The sequence below is a fragment of the Micromonospora sp. NPDC005254 genome (assembly GCF_042872525.1).
Classification (GTDB): Bacteria; Actinomycetota; Actinomycetes; order Mycobacteriales; family Micromonosporaceae; genus Micromonospora.
In genome coordinates, this window is the sequence record NZ_JBIAKM010000005.1 from 490,775 (window position 1) to 508,314 (window position 17,540).

The window sequence follows — 17,540 nt, forward strand, 5'->3', positions numbered from 1 at the left end:
GGTCTGAGCAGGTGCGAAGATCAGCTTCGTAACTCGGACCGAGAGGACGACATGCGATACCGCACTCTGGGCGCCACCGGCACGGTGGTGTCGACCCTGTGTCTGGGCACGATGACCTTCGGCGCGGAGACCGACGAGGAGGGCAGCTTCGCCCAGCTCGACCGGTTCGTCGAGGCCGGCGGCACCTTCCTCGACACCGCCGACGTCTACTCCACCGGCGTCTCCGAGGAGATCATCGGTCGCTGGCTGCGCTCCCGCCCCGACCTGCGCGACCGCCTCGTCATCGCCACGAAGGGCCGATTCCCGATGGGCCCCGGGGCGAACGACGCCGGCCTGTCCCGTGTGCACCTCACCCGCGCCCTGGACGCCAGCCTCCGGCGGCTCGGAGTCGAGGCCGTCGACCTCTACCAGGCGCACGCGTGGGATCCGCTGACCCCGCTGCCGGAGACGCTGCGCTTCTTCGACGACGCGGTCCGCGCCGGCAAGATCCGTTACGCGGGGGTCAGCAACTTCACCGGTTGGCAGTTGCAGAAGGCCGCCCTGCTCACCCAGCACCTCAACCTCACCCCGATCGTGACCCTCCAGCCGCAGTACAACCTGCTGGCCCGGGAGATCGAGTTCGAGCTGGTGCCAGTCTGCGAGAACGAGGGCATCGGCATCCTTCCGTGGTCGCCGCTGGGCGGCGGCTGGCTGACCGGCAAGTACCAGCGCGACACCACGCCCACCGGCGCCACCCGGCTCGGCGAGAACCCGCAGCGCGGCGTCGAGGCGTACGCCGGTCGCAACGCCGAGGAGCGCACCTGGCGGGTGCTCGACGCGGTCCGCCAGGTCGCCGGGGAACACGGCGCTTCCATGTCGGCGGTGTCGCTGGCCTGGCTGGCGGCCCGACCGGCGGTCACCTCGGTGATCCTCGGCGCGCGGACCACCGACCAGCTCGACGACAACCTGACCGCCGCCGACCTGGTCCTCGACGCCGAGCAGATGCGGCTGCTGGACGAGGCGAGCGCCCCGCTGGTGGGCGACTACCCGTACGGCGGCGCGGGTGTGCGCCAGCGCGGTCGTGACCTACCGACCGGCTCATGACGGCGTTCCCCGAACCCACCACCCCGGCCGGCAGCCGCACCGAGATCTTCCTGCGCTACCTGGATTACTTCCGGGAGTCCATGGTGGCCAAGGTGTCGGCGCTGGACGAGCCGGAGCTGCGGCGCAGCCGGCTGCCGTCCGGGTGGACCCCGCTGGAGCTGCTCACGCACCTGCGCCACGTCGAGCTGCGCTGGATCGAGTGGGGCTTCGAGGGTCGGGCGGTCGCCGAGCCGTGGGGCGACCGCCGCGGTGACCGGTGGTACGTCGCCCCCGAGGAGACCCTCGCCGACCTGGTGGCGGCGCTGCGCGCGCAGGGCGCCCACACCAGCGCGGTGGTCTCGGCGCACGACCTCGCGGAGATCGGCGCGCCGGGCCCGCGCTGGAACGGCGCCGACCCGGCGTCACTGGAACGGGTGCTGTTCCACCTGGTGCAGGAGTACGCCCGCCACCTGGGCCACCTCGACGTGGTCGCCGAGCTGGCGGGCGGCCCGACCGGAGAGTGAGGCCGCCTGCTCGATAATGGACCGATGCCGCTGCTCGTCGCGCCCGCGCTGCCCGCCGGAAGCCTCGCCGCCCAGGAACAACCCCACCTTCCGGTACGCCCCGGGCTGACGCTGCGGCCGTGGCGCGACGACGACGCCCCGCTCGTGCGGGCGGCGTTCGACTGCCCGGCGATCCAGCGCTGGCACGTTCGCAGGCTGGACAGCGACGACGAGGCGCGGGCGTGGACGGCGCAGTGGGCGGCCCGCTGGAGCGCCGAGACCGCCGTGAGCTGGGCGATCGTCGAGGACGACGACCGGCCGGTCGGTCAGGTGGGGTTGCGGCAGGTGTCACTCGCCGAGGCGTCGGCGGACGTGTCGTACTGGGTGCTGCCCGCCGCGCGTGGCGCGGGCGTCGCCACCGAAGCGCTGCTCGCACTGACCCGGTGGAGCTTCGCGGCGGGGCTGCACCGGCTGGCCCTGGAGCACTCCACCGCCAACGCGGCGTCGTGCCGGGTGGCCACGCGGGGCGGCTTCGCCCTGGAGGGGGTGACGCGCGAGTCGATGCGCCACGCCGACGGCTGGCACGACATGCACCTGCACGCCCGCCTGGCTTAGCGGGCTTGCGCCCAGCCGACGAAACGCGGGGTCAGGTCGGGCAGCGCCACGCCGGGGTTGAGCGCGGTGAGGTCCGCTTCGGCCTCCTTCTGGATGGTCGCCAGGTGCGTCAACAGGCCGGGCCGATCCTCGCGGTACTCGCCGAGCAGGCGAAGCTTCGCGGTCGAGCACGGCCAGAGGATGCCGCAGACCGGGCAGCGCCACGACGGGCGCAACGGGGAGTGCGTCGACTTCCTGGCCTTTCCTTCGGTGTGGAGCACTGGTCCTCCTCCTGGGTCGGCTGTTGGAAGCGGGGCCGCTTCTGGTCGCGGAAGCGGCCCCGCCACGAACGCGTCCGCCGGGTTCGGGTCCCTGCCGGCCGCGCCGTCGATACCCCACTTTGCCGGGAGTCTCTGGACAACCACACAGCGTTACGTAATCTCCTTGGCGCAGCCCATTTGCTCCCAGGGAAGGGACGGCATGAACCACGCGTTTGTCGCAGCGCTCGCCGAGGCGGGTCACACCGCCGAGAGCCTCGCCGATCGGATCGGTGTGCATCCGAAGACCGTCGCCCGGTGGGCGAACCCGGGCCACGTTCCCCAGAGTCGACACCGCGCGACCGTCGCGGAGCTGCTGGCCCGCGACGCCGAGGCACTGTGGCCGGACGCCCTCCGGCGCCGCGAACCGGTGTGGTTCCGACCCTGGGTCGACCTCGAACGCGAGGCGCTGACGCTGCGGTCGTTCGAGTTGACGTGGGTGCCGGGTCTACTCCAGACCGAGGCGTACGCGCGGGCGACCCTGGCCGGCGGGGTCCTGACGCCGGACGCGGTCGACGAGTTCGCCGGGGCGCGGATCAGCCGGCAGTCGATTCTCGACCGGGAGAGCGACGGGCCGCTGCTCATCGCCCTGCTCGACGAGGGGGTGCTGCGCCGGCGCGTCGGCGACGACCGCGCGTTGATGGCGGCGCAGCTCACGCACCTGCTCGGGTACGTCGAGACGGACACCGTCCAGCTCCAGATCGTCCCGGCGGACGCGCCCAGCTACCCCGGGCTCGACGGGCCGTTCACCATCGCCGACCTGCCGGACGGCTCGCGGGTCGCGCACGTCGACAGCGCCGCGCAGGCGCAGATCCTCGACCAGACATCGGAGCTTGTTAGCCTGGAGCGGCGGTGGGAGCGCATTCGCGGCGAGGCGCTGCCCCGGGGGCGTTCCCTGGACCTTCTCAGAGAAGCGGCGGCATCATGGACCTGACCGACGCGCGGTGGCGCAAGAGCACGAAGAGCGGCGGCAACGGCGGCAACTGCGTCGAGGTCGCCGACAACCTCCCGGGCGTGGTCCTCGTGCGCGACACGAAGGATCGCGACGGCGCGACGCTCACGTTCAGCCCGCAGTCGTGGCGCAGCTTCGTCGCCATGGCACGCGACGCCCGCTGACCGTCCACATCGCACGCGGGGCTCCCGGCGCCGCCGGGAGCCCCGCGTGCGGCCGGCCCGATCTCATCAGCGCACGCCGGCCGGTTCGGCCGGTTGCGGTTGTGGGGCCGCCGGCCAGGTGAGCCGGCGTACGCCGGGCACGAGCGCGGTGCCGGCGCAGGAGGCGAGGACCAGCAGGCCGGCGACCGCCAGGGGTACGGGCGCGCCGAAGGCGTCCGCGGCCAGCGGCGCCAGCGCGTAGCCAAGCGGCATCGCGGCCAGCGACACCAGCCAGTCGTACGAGGTGACCCGGGCCAGGACCTCCGGCGGGAAGTGGTGCTGCACGACGGTCTCCCAGACCGGGTTGAGGTAGCCGAGGGCGGTCAGCGCCACGGCGTACGCGACGATCACGGCCGGGGCGGGCGCGGCGACGGCGAGCAGGAACAGCGGCGCGGCGTAGCTGGCGAGCCCGAGGTTGGCCAGCAGCACCGGCCGGCGGAGTCGGACCCGCCCGGCCAGCAGCGAGCCGGTGAGCATGCCGACCGCGCCGGCCTGCAACAGCAGCACCCACGTCGCCTCCCCGCCGAGGCGGTTGATGGCGACGGCCGGGCCGAGGGTCATCAGCACGGCGGCGGCGCCGTTCCACGCGCCGTGCCCGAGCAGGCTGGTCCAGAACCAGTCGCGGGCGCGCACCTCGCCGAAGCCGTGCCGCAGGTCGGCGAGGACCGAGCGGCGGGGCACCGGCACGTGTCGGACCCGGACCAGCGCGAGCAGGGCCGCGCTGAGCGCGAACGACGCGCTGTCGATCACGAACGCCCATCCGGGCCCGGCGGCCCAGATCAGCGCGCCGGCCAACGCCGGGCCGAGCAGCCGGCTGGCGTTGGCGGTGACTCCCATCAGGGCGTTGGCCCGTTGCCGGTCGGCGGGCGCGACGGTGCCGGCGACCAGGGGAGACGCGGTCGGGATGGCGAACGCCGACGCGGTGCCGCCGAGCGCGGAGGCCACCACGACGGTGGTCAGCGACACCTCGCCGCCGAGCAGTTCGACGCCGATCGCGAGTTGGGTCGCGCAGCGGACCAGGTCGGTCAACAGGGCGACGCGTCGGGCGGCGAACCGGTCGGCGACGACGCCGCCGAGGGGCAGCAGAAGCAGCCGGGGCACCATCGCCGCGGCGAGGACGACGGCCAACGCCCCGGTGGAGCCGGTGGCCCGCAGCACGGCCAGCGCGAGCGCGGCGGGCACCACCGCGTCCCCGACGGCCGAGACGGTACGGCCGAGGAACAGCAGCCGGAAGGAGCGGGTGCGTAGGGGGTGAGCCATAGCCGCAATCTAGTTCGACGCCGAACCTTTCGGCAATGAATATTTCGCTGGTGAGCTAAGCTGGCGATCGTGACCGACACTCCGGACGCCGTCGACCGGCACGTCGAGCGGTGGCTGCCCGTGGTGCCCGACCTCGACGCGGACGTCGAGGGCACGGTCGTCCGGATGATCCACCTGACCCGGCACCTGCGGGCGGTCAAGGAACGGGCCCTTGCCGACTTCGACCTGCCCGCGCACGAGTACGACACCCTGCACGCCCTGGCCGGCCGGCGCGGCCGGGCGGCTCCCTCGGACCTCGCCGCGGACCTGTCCGTGGCACCCGCCTCGATCACCGCGCGCGTCGACACCCTGCTCCGACGGGGCTTCGTGCGCCGGATTCCGTCCACCGTGGACCGCCGTCGGGTGGACGTGGAGCTCACCGACGCGGGCGAGGCCGCGTGGCGCGCAGCGATGGAGGTCCAGGGCGCCGAGGAGCACCGGCTGCTCGACGCGCTGACCCCGGCCGAACGGCGACTGCTCTCCGACCTGCTGCGCCGGGTGCTGCGCGTCGCCGAGCAACCGTAGCCGCGTCCTACTCCTCTGGCTCCCAGGCGATCAGCTGGTCGAAGACGCGCCGGTCGCCCTCGACCTGCAGCGAGTCCATCTGAATGCGGCCGTAGCAGAACATGACCAGCTCACTGGCCGTACCCCGGGCCGAGACATAGGCCGTCCCCGGGCCCGCGTCGGCGACCGGCGCGACGAGCCGGGCGGTCCGTGCCCCGTCGGCGGAGAACCAGATCCGCCAGGAACGGCCCTCGGTGGCGTGGTAGTCGACGATTGCGGGCTCGTGCGGCCAGGTGGCTGTCGTCGCGACGCAGGTGGTCAGGAACTCGTCGACACCGTCGAGGGCCACCTCGTCCGGTAGCGACTGCGAGGCGCCCACGGCGACCTGGGCGTCATAGGTGTGCACGGCGACCTGCTGAAGCTGGTGCCGGGCAACGGCACCGGCGGTCTGCGGCGCCTGCGATGAACCCCACCACGTCCAGCAACCACGATCCGGGCCGGCTTCCCGCAACGCGGCCAGCAGCTCTGCCGTCGACGCGGCGAACCAGGCCAGCAGGGCCTCGCGCTCGCGGGGCGGCGCCGGGGTGGAGATGGCCGGCGGGGCGTCGGCGGGCCCCGCGGCCACGATCGCCGCCCACCTGAAGCGTCCCTCTCCCAGGTGCTGCACCAGGTCGAACAGCGTCCACTCGGGACAGGTCGGCACCCGTACGTCGAGGCTGGGCGCCGCGGCGACCGCCGCCCGGAAGGCGGTGGACCGCTCGTCCATCAGCCGCAACAGGTCGGCGAACTCCAGGGTCTCTTTCACCGCGGCTTTGTACCACCGCCCCTCGACAACCGACAGCGGTTTTCCGCGCCCCCGACGGCGAGGCCACCCGGAAATCCGTTGCCCGGCAGCCACGGGTTGACCATGCTGACGGGCATGGATCAGTGACCAGCGGCGCACGTGCGCGATGAGGACGGGTTCGAGTCACCTCCCCGTCTGCCCCTCCGCGCCGAGACGCCGGCTACCCGCCACTGGATCCGGGAGGCCCCCAGTGCCTGCTGCCGAGAGCTTGGAATCGCCGAAACCATGAATGGTTCCCGCCGTATCCGTGTGCCAGCCTTCGCCCGCACGGATACTCCTGCCGTCGAATTCGACGCTTCAGTCGTCTTCTCGCCCCCACCGCTGCCACGCACCCCGCGCGGCGCCTGCGGGGTTCACTTCGCCGCGGTGAACCCGTCGCCAGGATCAATCCCACAGCTGACCGCTGAACCGATCTTCCTCAACCTCGAGGTGCGGACCAGCAGGCCGGCGACAGCTGGCGTGGGCGCGTACTCGGAAAATCGCCTGGCGGCGCTCGTACGCCGATGGGAGGGTGACCGGCATGACTGCGCACGCTCTGGCCGGGGCCCTGGCCGACGACGGACGGCGACGGGTCTTCGCGGCGGTCGCGTTGGGATCGACAAGCGTGGCCGAGGTCGTGCAGCGCTCCGGCTTGGCGGCGCGGGTCGTGCTCACCGGGCTCCGGCGGCTCGCCGACGCGGGTCTGGTCACCGGCGCTGACGGCGCGCTCGCGGTCGACGAGGCGTCGCTGCGGGCGGCGGCGCGCGACAGCCGCCCGGCCGACGACGCCGCGCCGGCCGACGATCCGGTGCTGCGCACGTTCCTGCGCGGCGGCGTCCTGACGGGCATGCCGGCGCAGCTCGGGCGGCGACGGGTGCTGCTGGCACACGTCGCCCGGCAGTCGTTCGAGCCGGGCACGCGCTATCCGGAGCGGGCCGTCGACGACGCGCTCAAACCGTGGTGCGCCGCCGGCGCGTCGGACCACGCCACCCTGCGCCGCTACCTGGTGGACGAGCGGTTGCTCACCCGTGAGCAGGGCGTCTACCAGCTGACGGAGGCCGAAAATCCGTTGACCGGGCAGTGACGATCGACGGGTGACCGCGACCGTTCGACCCTCCTGGGTGACCTCCACCGTCCGTCCCGACCATCCGGACGCAACAGTCCTGCTGCGCGAGTACATGACCGAGATGGTGGTGCGCTACCACCGCCGCCCGGCCCGACCCGGCGAGGTCGACGCGGCGCTGGCCGAGATGCCCAGCGACGACCTGGCGTACCCCGGTGGTCTGCTCCTGCTCGCCCACCGCGGCACGGACCTGGCCGGTTGCGCCGGGCTGCGGTGGCGTCCGGACTGTGCCGAGCTGACCCGCGTGTACGTCCGGCCCGCGCACCGGGGCGCCGGTGGGGGCGCGGCGCTGCTGGCCGCCGTCGAGCAGCGGGCGCGGGCGGTCGGGGCGGACCGGATCCGGCTCGACACCCGATCCGACCTGGTCGAGGCCCGCGCCCTGTACGCCCGGCACGGCTACGCCGAGATCCCCGCGTACACGCACGGCCCGTACGCCGAGCACTGGTTCGAGAAGCAGTTGACGTCCGTCGCGGAAGGCGCTAAATAAGAAGAGGAAGTTGAGTCACCACGGCTCAACTCATCACCTTCGGCCAGGAGAACCGAGGAGGCACAGCGATGTTGATGCGTACCGACCCGTTCCGCGAGATCGACCGGCTCGCCGAGCAGTTCTTCGGTACGGCAGCCCGTCCCGCGATGATGCACCTGGACGCCTACCGCGACGGGGACCACTTCTACGCGGCGTTCGACCTGCCGGGCGTCGACCCGGACACCATCGACTGCACCGTCGAGCGCAACGTGCTCACCGTCCGCGCCGAGCGCCGCCGGCCCACCGGCGACGGTGTCGAGCTGGTCGCCGCCGAACGCCCGATGGGCACCTTCACCCGACGGCTGTTCCTGGGCGACACCCTGGACACCGACCGGCTGGAGGCCGGTTACGAGAACGGGGTGCTGACGCTGCGCATCCCCGTCGCCGAGCGGGCCAAGCCCCGTCGGGTGACCATCAGCGCCAACGGCGACGCACGTCGACAGATCAACGCCTGACCGCGACGGCCTCGACGGCCGGCACCCGCCCCGAGGCGCCGGCCGTCGGCGCGTCGCCGGGCTCCCGCTCCCCGGCGGGCGCGTCGCCGCGCTTCGGCTCTGCGGCGGGCGCGTCGCGCCGCTCGGCGGGCGCGTCGCCGGGCGGTGGGTAGAGGGCGGCGAGCGCGTGGGCGGTGCCGGCGAGTAGCTCCCGCAGCTCGGGCGGGGCGAGCACCTCCACCTGCGCGCCGAGCTTGAGCATTTCGACGCAGCCGTGGCGGACCGACTCGATCGGCACGGTCGTCGTGACCCAGCCGTCCGCGTCCGGCGCACCGGCGTGGTCCTGCGCCGCGCGGCTCATCGCTGGTGGGAGCAGGTGCGTCGTGCGCGCCAGCGCCGCCACGGTCATCCGCACCCGGGCCTCGGCGCGGTAGACGCCCCGCTCGTAGCGCTCGGCGTGCTCCTGCCAGCAACCCGCCAGGTCGAACCCGTCCGGCCGCTCGGCGGGTTCGTCCAGCACGGTCAACTCCAGGATCGCGCCCACCCGGTAGGTGCGCACCTGCCCGGACGCGGCGGCGACCAGGTACCAGCGGCCCGCCTTGAGCACCACGCCGAGCGGGTCGAGGGTCCGGGTCACCTCCCGGGGCGCCTGCCACCGCCGGTAGCGCACCCGGACCCGACGGTCCTCCCACACCGCTGTGGCCAGCGCGGCCAGGTGGGGTGTGGGCTCGGGTTCGCGAAACCAGCTCGGCGCGTCCAGGTGGAACCGCTGCCGGATCCGGCCGCCGGGGTCGGCGAGGTCCGCCGGCAGCGCGGCGCGCAGCTTCAGCTCCGCCCTGGCCAGCACCGAGCCCAGGCCCAGCTCGGCGGCCGGGCCGGGCACACCGGCCAGGAACAACGCCTCGGCCTCACCGGCGGTCAGGCCGGTGAGCCGGGTGCGGTAGCCGTCGAGCAGGCGGTAACCGCCGGCCGGGCCACGCTCGGCGTACACCGGCACACCGGCGGCCCCCAGCGACTCCACGTCGCGATACACCGTGCGAACCGACACCTCCAGGGCGTCGGCCAGCTCGGCGGCGGTCATCCGCCCCCGGGCCTGCAGGAGCAGCAGCAGGGAGACCAGCCGGCTGGCACGCACCGTGCGACCGTAGCCGACACCGTCCGCGCCGCCGCGCGGGCCGGCGTCGGCGCGCCTGCGTGGCAATCCCATCCGCTGCTGAGAACCTTTTTCACATGGTGTCCTCCGACGCTCCCGTGCTCGCCCGCCCGACCGCCCGACCGGCCCTGCCGAGCGGACCGGTCGACGTCACCGAGGCGTGGCTGCGCAACCGCCGGCTGTCCGAGCACACCCGCGACGCCTACCGGCGCGACGTCACCGCGTGGCTCAGCTGGTGCGCCGGGCACGACCTGGATCCGCTGCGGGCCAGCTTCCTGCACGTCAACGAGTACGCCCGCGCGCTGGAGTCCACTCTCGTCGTCCGCAGCGGCCGACCGTTGACCCCGGCGACCGTGGCGCGGCGGCTGTCGGCGCTGTCCAGCTGGTACGACTTCCTCGTCAAGCTCGGCGGCGTGCCGGCCAACCCGGTCTCCGGCGCGGACCGGCCCCGCGTCGACCGGGACCACTCCGCCACCGTCGGGCTCACCCCGGAGGAGGTGGACGCGCTGCTCACCGCCGCCGACGCGGAGACCGGCCCGACGGCGGCCCGCAACCGGGCGACGATCGCGCTGCTGGCCGACCTGGGCCTGCGGGTCGGGGAGCTGGTCTCGTTGGACCTGACCGATCTCGGCACCGAACGCGGGCACCGCAGCGTGCGCTTCGTCGGCAAGGGCGGCAAGCAGCGCCGCCGCGCCCTCACCCCGGGCACCGCGTACGCGGTGGACGCGTACCTGGCGCAGCGGGCCGCCACCACCGGCGTGCCGGTGACCCACCTGACCGGGCCCCTGCTGGTCACCGCCAGCGGGGCCCGGCTCGACCGGCACTCGGTGTTCCGGATGGTCCGCCGACTCGCCCGCGCCGCGGGCATCCCGGCCTGGGCGCGGCTGTCCCCGCACTCGCTGCGACACGCGTTCGCCACCACCGCCCGCTCCGAGGGTGTTCCCCTCGAAGACGTGCAGGACGCCATGGGCCACGCCGACCCGCGTACCACCCGCCGCTACGACCGGGACCGGCACAACCTCGACCGTGACCCGGCGTACGCGGTGTGGGCCGCCCGGTCCCGTCGCCGCGGCTGACTGTCCCACCCCCGGCCTACGGTCGGCGGATGAGACACGGTCTGGAGATCCCCTGCGGTGGCGGCGCCGTCGCGGTGTCCACCCTGGTCGATCTGGGTGAGCTGGCCGAGAACGCCGGATGGGACGGGGTGTTCCTGGAGGATTACCTGATCCACCACTGCGGCGACGACCCGTTCACCTACGACCCGTGGTTGGTGCTCACCGCGATCGCCGGGCGCACCGACCGGGTGCGGCTGGGCACCACGGTCACGGCGCTGCCCCGCCGCCGTCCGGCGAAGCTGGCCCGCGAGGTGCTGACCCTCGACCACCTGAGCGCGGGCCGGGCCACCGTGGCGGTCGGTGTCGGCGACCCCGGCGACCGTGGCCTGGCCGCGTTCGGCGAGCCGACCGAGGTGGCCGTGCGCGCCGCGATGCTCGACGAGGGTCTCGACCTGCTGACCGGCCTGCTCAGTGGTGAGCGGGTCGACCACCGGGGCGCCCACTACCGCGCCGACCGGGTGGCGCTGCGGCCACCGCCCGTGCAGTCGCCCCGGGTGCCGGTCTGGGTCGGCGGCAGCACCCAGGCCGGGGCGGTGCGACGCCGCGCGGCCCGCGCCGACGGCATCGTGCCGTACAAGCTCACCGACACCGACGGCTGGGCCGATTTCACCCCCGACGAGGTCCGCGACCTGGTAGCGGCCATGCCACCGACCCGGGCCGACGGCCAGCCGTTCGACGTGGCGATCGGCGGGCGACGCCGCCGCCCGGACGAGCGCGCCGAACGGGCCTACCTCCGCGAGCTGGCCGCCGCCGGGGCCACCTGGTGGCTGGAGTACGTCCCGGTCGGCGACCCGGCGGCGATGCGCGCCGCGGTGGCCCGAGGTCCGCTGCGCTGAGCGTCCCTCCCGCGCCCGCAGGTCAGCCCTGCGGGCGGGGGCAGATGCAGAACGGCTGCCCGATGGGGTCGAGAAGCACCACCCACCGGTCGCCGCCGGGTTGGAACTCCGGCTTCGAGGCGCCGGCGGCGACGAACTCCTTCTCGGCCACGGCCAGGTCGTCGACGTAGAGGTCCAGGTGGTAGCGCTTCTGCCCGGCCGGGTCCGGCCAGGACGGCGGCTGGTAGCCCTCGACCAGGCCGAAGCCGATGGACGCGCCACCGCCGCTGATCATCGCGTACTCGGCTTGGCTGTGGGTGATCTCCCAGCCCAACGCCCGGTGGTAGAAGGCGGCGTGCGCGGCCGGGTCGGAGCTGTCCAGGTTGACCATCGCGAGGTCGGCGGTTGTCGTCATGCGGGCAGTCTGCACCGGTGTACCTGCCAACCGATGTCAGGTACGTCGGGCGTTTCTCGACACCGACGACGCCCGGGTTCAGGGCGCGCCGAGTGGCCACACCGTCACCCGCGAGGCGCTCTCGCGGCAGGCCAGGCCACTGCCGGCCCGCCGGCAGTCGGTCACCCCCGCCGGGAGCGGGCCGCGCACCCGGTTCGGCGGCGCTGCGGACCTCGCTGACCGCCACCGCCGCCTCGCCGACCGCGTACACCCGCTCGGGTCGCCGCCACAGCGCCGCGCCGGTGCGCATCGACCGGGCGGTCGTCGCCACGGCCTGACGCACCTGATCGCGCTCGGTGAGCAGCAGCACGTCACCGGCGGCCTCGGCGGACCACCCGGCGGCGGGCGGCACGGCGACCCGCCAGCGCGGGGCGCGGTACGGCGCCGCCACGTCGTACGCGCTCAGCGTCGGCGGGTCCACGACCAGCAGCAGCGGGCCCGCGCCCAGCAGTGTCTCGTCGCCGGACACCGGCGGCCCCACCCGCGCCGACAGGCGTACGGGAGCGGCGGCGCCGCCGAGCAGCGCGCACGCCGCCAGCAGCAGCGCCACCCGCCACCGCCGCGACGGCGCGCCCGACGCCCGACGGTGGGCCGGGGGAGCGCCCCGGTCAGGACGTCCACCGGCCGTCACCCCCGCTCGTGTCGACCGGTCAGCAGAGCAGCTCCAGGTGGTGGTGGGCGTCCTCGGCGATGTCCTCCTGCCGCAGCCACCGCCGCGCCCACAGCCGGGCGGCCAGCTCCGCCTGCTCGTCACCCCACGCGGCGTGCTCCACGAGCAGGGCGGCGGTCAGCGCGTACGCCAGGCGCAGCGCCAGGCCACGGGCGCCCGCGAGCACCGCCGCCGCGCCCGGCTCGGCCGTCACCGCCGCGATGGTGTCGCGCAGCTGCCCGGCGGCCGCGGCGAGGGTGTCGGCCAGCGCGGGCGACAGTGGCCGGGCCAGGTCGACGGCGGCGGTCAGCCGGCTCAGCAGCGGCGTCCCGGCGTCCTCCCGGGTCAGCGCGCGCAGCACGTCCAGGGCCAGCACGTTGGTGGTGCCCTCCCAGATCGGCAGCACCTGCGCATCGCGCAGCAGCCGGGGAACGCCGGTGTCCTCCACGTAGCCGGCGCCGCCGAAGCTCTCCACGTACTCGCTGGCGGAGCTGACGGCGAGCCGACCGGTGGCGAGCTTCGCCAGCGGCGCCACGATGCGCAGCTCGGCGGCGGCCTCCGGGTCGGCGCCGACCTCGACCCGCCCGAGCAGCGCGAACGCGTGCCCCGCGAGGGCGAACGCGCCCGCCGCGTCGACCGCGAGGGTGCCCAGCGTCGCGCGGTGCAGCGGCGAGGACGCCAACGCGCCGCCCGCGACGTGCCGCGCGTCGGCGAACGCGCGGGCGTACGCGAGCCCGCGTCGCATCCCGCCGGCCGCGGCGGCGGCGTTGTGCACCCGGGTCACCACGACCAGGGTCATCGCCCGGACCAGGCCGGGCACCGCCGGGTCGCCCAACGGCAGGGCGTACGCGTCGCGCAGCCCGATCTCGGCGGTCGGCAGCGCCCGGGTGCCGAGCTTGTCCTTGAGCCGGTGCACGGTGACCCCGGGGGCGGGCGCGTCCGGCGCCGCGCCGGTGGCCAGCGGCGAGTCGACCGCGTAGCGGGGTACGAGGAACGGGGCGAGCACCCGGCTGCCCCGCCCGGCGCCCTCGGGGCGGGCCAGCGCCACCGCCATCGCGGCGTCGGCTGCGGAGCAGAACCACTTCTCCCCGGTCAGCCGCCACGAACCGTCGGCGGCGGGACGGCCGACGGTGCCGGAGCGGCCCAGGTCGGAGCCGCCCTGCGACTCGGTCATCCACTGGCCGCTGGTGATCGCCGTGGCCGGGTCGGTGGAGATCAGCCGGGGCAGCCACGCGTCACGGACACCCGCGTCGACGTCGGGGAGGCTGAGCAGCGCCGCCGCCCCGTCGGCCATCGCCACCGGGCAGGAGAACGTCGCCGACTCCGGCCCGTACAGGTGCAGCAGCGCGTGTTGCACGACCCGTGCGGCGGCGCCCCAGGTGCCGCGCGCGTCGGGCAGGTAGGGCAGCGCCACCACGGCGTGCCGGGCGGCGGCGGCCCGTTGCGCCTGCCAGCCGGCGGACGTGTCGATCCGGTCGATCCGCGCGCCCCACGGGTCGTAGCGGACCAGCGTCGGCGGGTGCGCCTCGGCGTCGGCGTGCGCCGCGCGCAGCGGCCCGGTGACGTCGGCGGCCAGCTCGGCGAGGCGACCCTTGGCGGCCGCGTGTCCGGCCGGGCCGAGGTGACGCTCCAGCCAGGACCGCAGCAGGGCGTCACCGGCGTACGGGTCGGCGGGGGGTGGTACCGGCTGCACGAAGCGGCTCATCGATCGACTCCTGGCGCTGCTGGGGGTGTGCGCCGACGGTAGACGATGCGTCGCCGCCGCGAACAGGGCCTCGGGCACACCCGATTTCCCGCTTGTCCTGCCTCACCGCGATGGCGTTCTCTACGGTCGGTAGTCGTGGGTGCCGGCCAGTCGTGGAGCCGACCGGCCCGGCGGCACCGCCCGATGCGCACCGGGCTGGCCTTCGCCGGGTTCGGCATGGCGCTGTGCTGCGTCGGGGTGGCCGGGCTGGGGGCGTGGAACCTGCAGACGGTGCGGCAGGCATCCGGCCCGATCCGGGAGACCGCCGACGGTTTCCTCAGCGAGGTGGCCCTCGGCGACAGCGACCAGGCGTACGAGCGGCTCTGCGCGGACGCGCGTACCCGGTGGAGCGCGATCGGGTTCACCAGCTGGGTGCGGACGCCACCGATGGTGACCGACTACGAGATCACCGACGTGTCGGTGGCCACCAAGGGCGGGCGTCCCCGTGGCACGGTGACGGTGCGCTTGACCCGCGACGGCGGCATCAGTGAGGAACGCCGCCTGCCGGTGGTCCGTGAGAACGGCGACTGGCGGGTGTGCGGTGACCCGTTCTGAGCCGCCGGCCGTCGACCTGGTGACCAACTGGCTGCAACCGGATCAGGGCCCGGTGCGGGCGATGCTGATCGGGGTGACGCTGGGCAGCCTGCTGTTGTCGGCGGCGATCCCGCAGGCGTTCGCCGGGACCGGCCTGCTCTTCGCGGTGGTCTACGCGGGCGTGCAGGTGGGCCGGACCATGTTCGCGTTGTGGGCGACGCAGGGCAGTCCGTGGCTGGTCGACGGGTTTCAGAAGTCGCTGCCGTGGATCGGCGCCACGTCGGTGCTCGTGGTGGTCGGCGGCCTGGTGGACACGCCGGCCCGGGAGGTGGTGTGGGCGGCGGTGATCGTGCTGGAGGTGGTTGGCCTGTCGATCGGCTGCCCGCTGCCGGGTCGGGAGCGCAGCCGCCCCGAGCGGTGGATGGTGGAGGGTGGGCACCTGGCCGAACGCTGCGCGGCGTTCGTCCTGATCGCGCTCGGCGAGTCGATCCTGGTCACCGGCAGCACCCTCACGTCGCACGTGGACCTGGTGACGTCGGGGGCGTTCCTGGGGGCCTCAGTCGCGGGGGCCGAGGTCGCCGCTGCGGTAGTGCCGGCGGCAGAGCACCTGGTAGCGCACGTCGGCGGTGTCGACGGTGTCGCCGATGACGACCTGCGCGCCCTCGCGCACGACCCGGCCGTCGACGACGCGGGCGTTGAGCAGCCCCTCCCGGCCGCACCAGCAGAGCACCTCGACCTGGATGCGGGCCACCTCGTCGGCCAGCTCGAACAGGCGCTGCGCGGCGGGGAACAGGCAGGACCGGAAGTCGGTGGCGAGGCCGAACGCGAACACGTCCACGTCGTAGCTGTCGACCAGCTCGGCCATCTGCTCGACGTGTTCGACTGTGTAGAAGCAGGCCTCGTCGCAGATCAGGTAGTCGACGCGGACCCCGTCGGCCCAGCGGCCGCGCACCAGCGCCCGCAGGTCCAGGTCGTCGGTGACCTCGATGGCCTCGTGGGCCAGGCCGATGCGGGTGGTGACCTGCGGGCCCAACGACCGGTCGATGCGGGTGGTGACCAGCCCACGACGACCCTGTCGGGCGTGGTTGTAGTTCATCTGCAACGCCATGGTGGACTTGCCGCAGTCCATCGGCCCCCAGAAGAACTTCAACGCCGCGGCGTGCACCGGACGCCCGTCGAGCCCGCGCGCGGCCGCGCAGCCCGCCGGAGCGTGCGGCTGGCCGGGGAACGGGTGGGCCAGGCAGGTCGGGGCGGCAGCGGCGTCGTCGGTCACGGTCGGGCAGCCTAGCTGATCGACCGCCCCTGATCCGTCGGGTGCGGGATGCGTGCTCAGAGCACCCGGGGTGGCGTGTTGCCGGCGGCGACGATGGCCCGACGGATCGGCACGGCGGCCAGGAGCAGGAACCCGACCACGAAGAAGATCAGCAGTGAGACCAGGCCCACGCGGTAGGAGGCGGTGAGTTGGAACACGAGGCCGAACGCGAGCGGGCCGAGCCAGCTGGTGCCCTTGTCGCTGATCTCGTAGAAGCCGTAGTACTCGCCCTCCTTGCCGGCGGGGATGAGCTGGCTGAACAGCGACCGGCTCAGCGCCTGGCTGCCGCCGAGGACCAGGCCGATGGCCGCGCCGAGGATCATGAACGGCACCGGCGCCTCGGCGGGCAGCCGGAACGCGCCGAGGATCACACCGGTCCACAGCACCAGGCTGAGCAGCACGGTCTTCCACGCGCCGATGCGCCGGGCCAGCGCGCCGAGGCTCAACGCGCCGCCGAAGGCGAGGAACTGCACCAGCAGGATGGTGATGATCAGGGTGCTCTGCTCCAGGCGCAGCTCCTCGGTGCCGTACTGGCTGGCCAGGGTGATGACGGTCTGGATGCCGTCGTTGTAGACCAGGAACGCGAGCAGGAAGAACAACGTCAGCGGGTACGCCTTGACCTCGCGCAGGGTGCGGCCGAGCTGCCGGAACCCGTCGGTGAGCACGTTGCCGCGCGCCGCGAGGGCCACCGCGCTGGGGCGTTCGCGCAGCCAGCGCAGCGGCACCAGCGTGAACGCCGCCCACCACACCCCGGCCGACACGATCGACCAGCGGGCCAGGTCCAGGGTGCGCTGCGGGTTGTCGTCCTCGCTGAGCAGGGTGACCGCGACCAGGTTGAGCGCCAGCAGCAGGCCACCGCCGAGGTAGCCCAGCGCCCAGCCGCGGCTGGAGATGCCGTCGCGTTCGTCGGGGCCGCCGAGCTGCGGCAGGAACGAGTTGTAGACCACGATGGCCGCGCCGAAGGAGATGTTGGCGATCAGGAACAGCGCCCCGCCGAGCAGGTAGCGGTCGCCGGTGACGAAGGCCATCGCGATGGTCGCGCCGGCGCCGGTGAACGCGGCCCCGCCGAGCAGCCGCTTCTTGTGCGCCGACCGGTCGGCGATCGCCCCGATGACGGGCAGCACGAACACGGTGAGGAACACCGACAGCGAGATCAGGTACGGGTAGTAGGACCCGGCTGCCACCCGGATGCCCAGCGGGTGCACGTACCCGTCGCAGGTGTCCGCGCCCAGCTCGCAGCCGGCGGCCAGCTCGGCGACGGTGGTGATGAACGGTCCCAGGAACACGGTGATCACCGTGGTCTGGAACGCCGAGTTGGCCCAGTCGTAGATGTACCAGCCGCGCCGCTCCCGGCGAGTGCTCGCCGGAGGCGGGGTGTCGTCCACCGTGGGGGTCACGGTCTCGGCCATCGGGGGTCCTTCGAC

Annotated in this window: 20 protein-coding genes and 1 pseudogene; 13 read left to right on the forward strand and 8 right to left on the reverse strand. The window is 74.1% G+C overall.

Annotation, left to right across the window (positions count from 1 at the left end; genetic code table 11):
* Positions 1–51: 51 nt before the first annotated feature.
* Genes ACFYPR_RS18685 through ACFYPR_RS18695 form a run of 3 tightly spaced genes read left to right on the forward strand, consistent with a single transcriptional unit; the run spans position 52 to position 2,180 of the window.
* Positions 52–1,083 carry an aldo/keto reductase gene (locus tag ACFYPR_RS18685; RefSeq protein ID WP_387261105.1) on the forward strand — a complete coding sequence of 344 codons (1,032 nt, stop codon included), beginning with the start codon at positions 52–54 and terminating at the stop codon, positions 1,081–1,083.
* Positions 1,080–1,586: a DUF664 domain-containing protein gene (locus ACFYPR_RS18690; protein ID WP_387261107.1), complete on the forward strand. Its 507-nt coding sequence runs from the start codon at positions 1,080–1,082 to the stop codon at positions 1,584–1,586. Before ACFYPR_RS18685 ends, ACFYPR_RS18690 begins: the two co-directional genes overlap by 4 nt.
* 24 nt (positions 1,587–1,610) lie before the next feature.
* A complete protein-coding gene (locus tag ACFYPR_RS18695; RefSeq protein ID WP_387261109.1) occupies positions 1,611–2,180 on the forward strand; it encodes a GNAT family N-acetyltransferase in 570 nt (189 codons plus the stop codon).
* On the opposite strand, the gene ACFYPR_RS18700 is transcribed toward ACFYPR_RS18695, so the two are convergent.
* The gene (locus ACFYPR_RS18700) at positions 2,177–2,440 is read right to left on the reverse strand and encodes a flavin reductase (RefSeq protein WP_387261111.1); all 264 of its coding nucleotides are present in this window, start codon (positions 2,438–2,440) and stop codon (positions 2,177–2,179) included. The genes ACFYPR_RS18695 and ACFYPR_RS18700 overlap by 4 nt on opposite strands.
* Before the next feature lie 199 nt (positions 2,441–2,639).
* Here ACFYPR_RS18700 and ACFYPR_RS18705 point away from each other — a divergent pair, with 199 nt between their 5' ends.
* A complete protein-coding gene (locus ACFYPR_RS18705; RefSeq protein WP_387261114.1) occupies positions 2,640–3,410 on the forward strand; it encodes a Scr1 family TA system antitoxin-like transcriptional regulator in 771 nt (256 codons plus the stop codon).
* Positions 3,401–3,592, forward strand: a complete 192-nt coding sequence (locus ACFYPR_RS18710) for a DUF397 domain-containing protein (protein ID WP_363942744.1) — start codon at positions 3,401–3,403, stop codon at positions 3,590–3,592. Before ACFYPR_RS18705 ends, ACFYPR_RS18710 begins: the two co-directional genes overlap by 10 nt.
* A 66-nt stretch (positions 3,593–3,658) precedes the next feature.
* Here the strand turns inward: ACFYPR_RS18710 and ACFYPR_RS18715 are convergent, their stop codons facing one another.
* Positions 3,659–4,891 carry an MFS transporter gene (locus tag ACFYPR_RS18715; RefSeq protein ID WP_387261116.1) on the reverse strand — a complete coding sequence of 411 codons (1,233 nt, stop codon included), beginning with the start codon at positions 4,889–4,891 and terminating at the stop codon, positions 3,659–3,661.
* 69 nt (positions 4,892–4,960) lie between these two features.
* Between ACFYPR_RS18715 and ACFYPR_RS18720 the strand changes: the two genes are divergently transcribed.
* Positions 4,961–5,455, forward strand: a complete 495-nt coding sequence (locus ACFYPR_RS18720) for a MarR family winged helix-turn-helix transcriptional regulator (protein ID WP_387261119.1) — start codon at positions 4,961–4,963, stop codon at positions 5,453–5,455.
* A gap of 7 nt (positions 5,456–5,462) precedes the next feature.
* Here ACFYPR_RS18720 and ACFYPR_RS18725 read toward each other — a convergent pair whose 3' ends face one another.
* The gene (locus ACFYPR_RS18725) at positions 5,463–6,239 is read right to left on the reverse strand and encodes a maleylpyruvate isomerase family mycothiol-dependent enzyme (RefSeq protein ID WP_387261122.1); all 777 of its coding nucleotides are present in this window, start codon (positions 6,237–6,239) and stop codon (positions 5,463–5,465) included.
* A 559-nt stretch (positions 6,240–6,798) separates the two neighbouring features.
* Between ACFYPR_RS18725 and ACFYPR_RS18730 the strand changes: the two genes are divergently transcribed.
* The 3 genes from ACFYPR_RS18730 (at position 6,799) to ACFYPR_RS18740 (ending at position 8,361) form a co-directional block, all read left to right on the forward strand.
* The gene (locus tag ACFYPR_RS18730) at positions 6,799–7,341 is read left to right on the forward strand and encodes a DUF2087 domain-containing protein (protein WP_354855270.1); all 543 of its coding nucleotides are present in this window, start codon (positions 6,799–6,801) and stop codon (positions 7,339–7,341) included.
* 10 nt (positions 7,342–7,351) lie between these two features.
* Positions 7,352–7,867, forward strand: coding sequence for a GNAT family N-acetyltransferase (locus tag ACFYPR_RS18735; protein WP_355138835.1), 516 nt, complete (start codon positions 7,352–7,354; stop codon positions 7,865–7,867).
* Positions 7,868–7,935: 68 nt separating this feature from the next.
* Complete coding sequence (locus tag ACFYPR_RS18740; RefSeq protein WP_354855272.1) at positions 7,936–8,361, forward strand: Hsp20/alpha crystallin family protein; 426 nt, start codon at positions 7,936–7,938, stop codon at positions 8,359–8,361.
* Here the strand turns inward: ACFYPR_RS18740 and ACFYPR_RS18745 are convergent.
* Positions 8,351–9,475 (reverse strand): helix-turn-helix transcriptional regulator, encoded by a 1,125-nt coding sequence (locus ACFYPR_RS18745; protein ID WP_387184772.1) that lies wholly within the window; start codon positions 9,473–9,475, stop codon positions 8,351–8,353. The two genes, ACFYPR_RS18740 and ACFYPR_RS18745, sit on opposite strands and share 11 nt — an antisense overlap.
* 95 nt (positions 9,476–9,570) lie before the next feature.
* On the opposite strand from ACFYPR_RS18745, the gene ACFYPR_RS18750 reads away from it, so the two are divergent.
* Positions 9,571–10,569 (forward strand): tyrosine-type recombinase/integrase, encoded by a 999-nt coding sequence (locus tag ACFYPR_RS18750; protein ID WP_354855274.1) that lies wholly within the window; start codon positions 9,571–9,573, stop codon positions 10,567–10,569.
* Between the two features lie 29 nt (positions 10,570–10,598).
* Entirely contained in the window at positions 10,599–11,444 is an 846-nt protein-coding gene (locus tag ACFYPR_RS18755) for an LLM class flavin-dependent oxidoreductase (RefSeq protein WP_387261126.1), read from the forward strand.
* Between the two features lie 22 nt (positions 11,445–11,466).
* Here the strand turns inward: ACFYPR_RS18755 and ACFYPR_RS18760 are convergent, their stop codons facing one another.
* Positions 11,467–11,838, reverse strand: a complete 372-nt coding sequence (locus tag ACFYPR_RS18760; RefSeq protein WP_354855276.1) for a VOC family protein — start codon at positions 11,836–11,838, stop codon at positions 11,467–11,469.
* Positions 11,839–12,527: 689 nt separating this feature from the next.
* The gene (locus tag ACFYPR_RS18765) at positions 12,528–14,231 is read right to left on the reverse strand and encodes an acyl-CoA dehydrogenase family protein (RefSeq protein ID WP_354855279.1); all 1,704 of its coding nucleotides are present in this window, start codon (positions 14,229–14,231) and stop codon (positions 12,528–12,530) included.
* A gap of 135 nt (positions 14,232–14,366) precedes the next feature.
* Between ACFYPR_RS18765 and ACFYPR_RS18770 the strand changes: the two genes are divergently transcribed.
* On the forward strand, positions 14,367–14,825 hold the full coding sequence (locus ACFYPR_RS18770) for a hypothetical protein (protein ID WP_387184783.1): 459 nt from the start codon (positions 14,367–14,369) through the stop codon (positions 14,823–14,825).
* A 61-nt stretch (positions 14,826–14,886) separates the two neighbouring features.
* A pseudogene (locus ACFYPR_RS18775) lies at positions 14,887–15,312 on the forward strand (low temperature requirement protein A); the annotation flags it as partial.
* Between the two features lie 48 nt (positions 15,313–15,360).
* On the opposite strand, the gene ACFYPR_RS18780 reads toward ACFYPR_RS18775, so the two are convergent.
* Both ACFYPR_RS18780 and ACFYPR_RS18785 read right to left on the reverse strand, forming a co-directional pair.
* Complete coding sequence (locus tag ACFYPR_RS18780; protein WP_139587755.1) at positions 15,361–16,077, reverse strand: thymidine kinase; 717 nt, start codon at positions 16,075–16,077, stop codon at positions 15,361–15,363.
* A gap of 56 nt (positions 16,078–16,133) precedes the next feature.
* Entirely contained in the window at positions 16,134–17,525 is a 1,392-nt protein-coding gene (locus ACFYPR_RS18785; protein ID WP_387261129.1) for an MFS transporter, read from the reverse strand.
* Positions 17,526–17,540 lie beyond the last annotated feature (15 nt).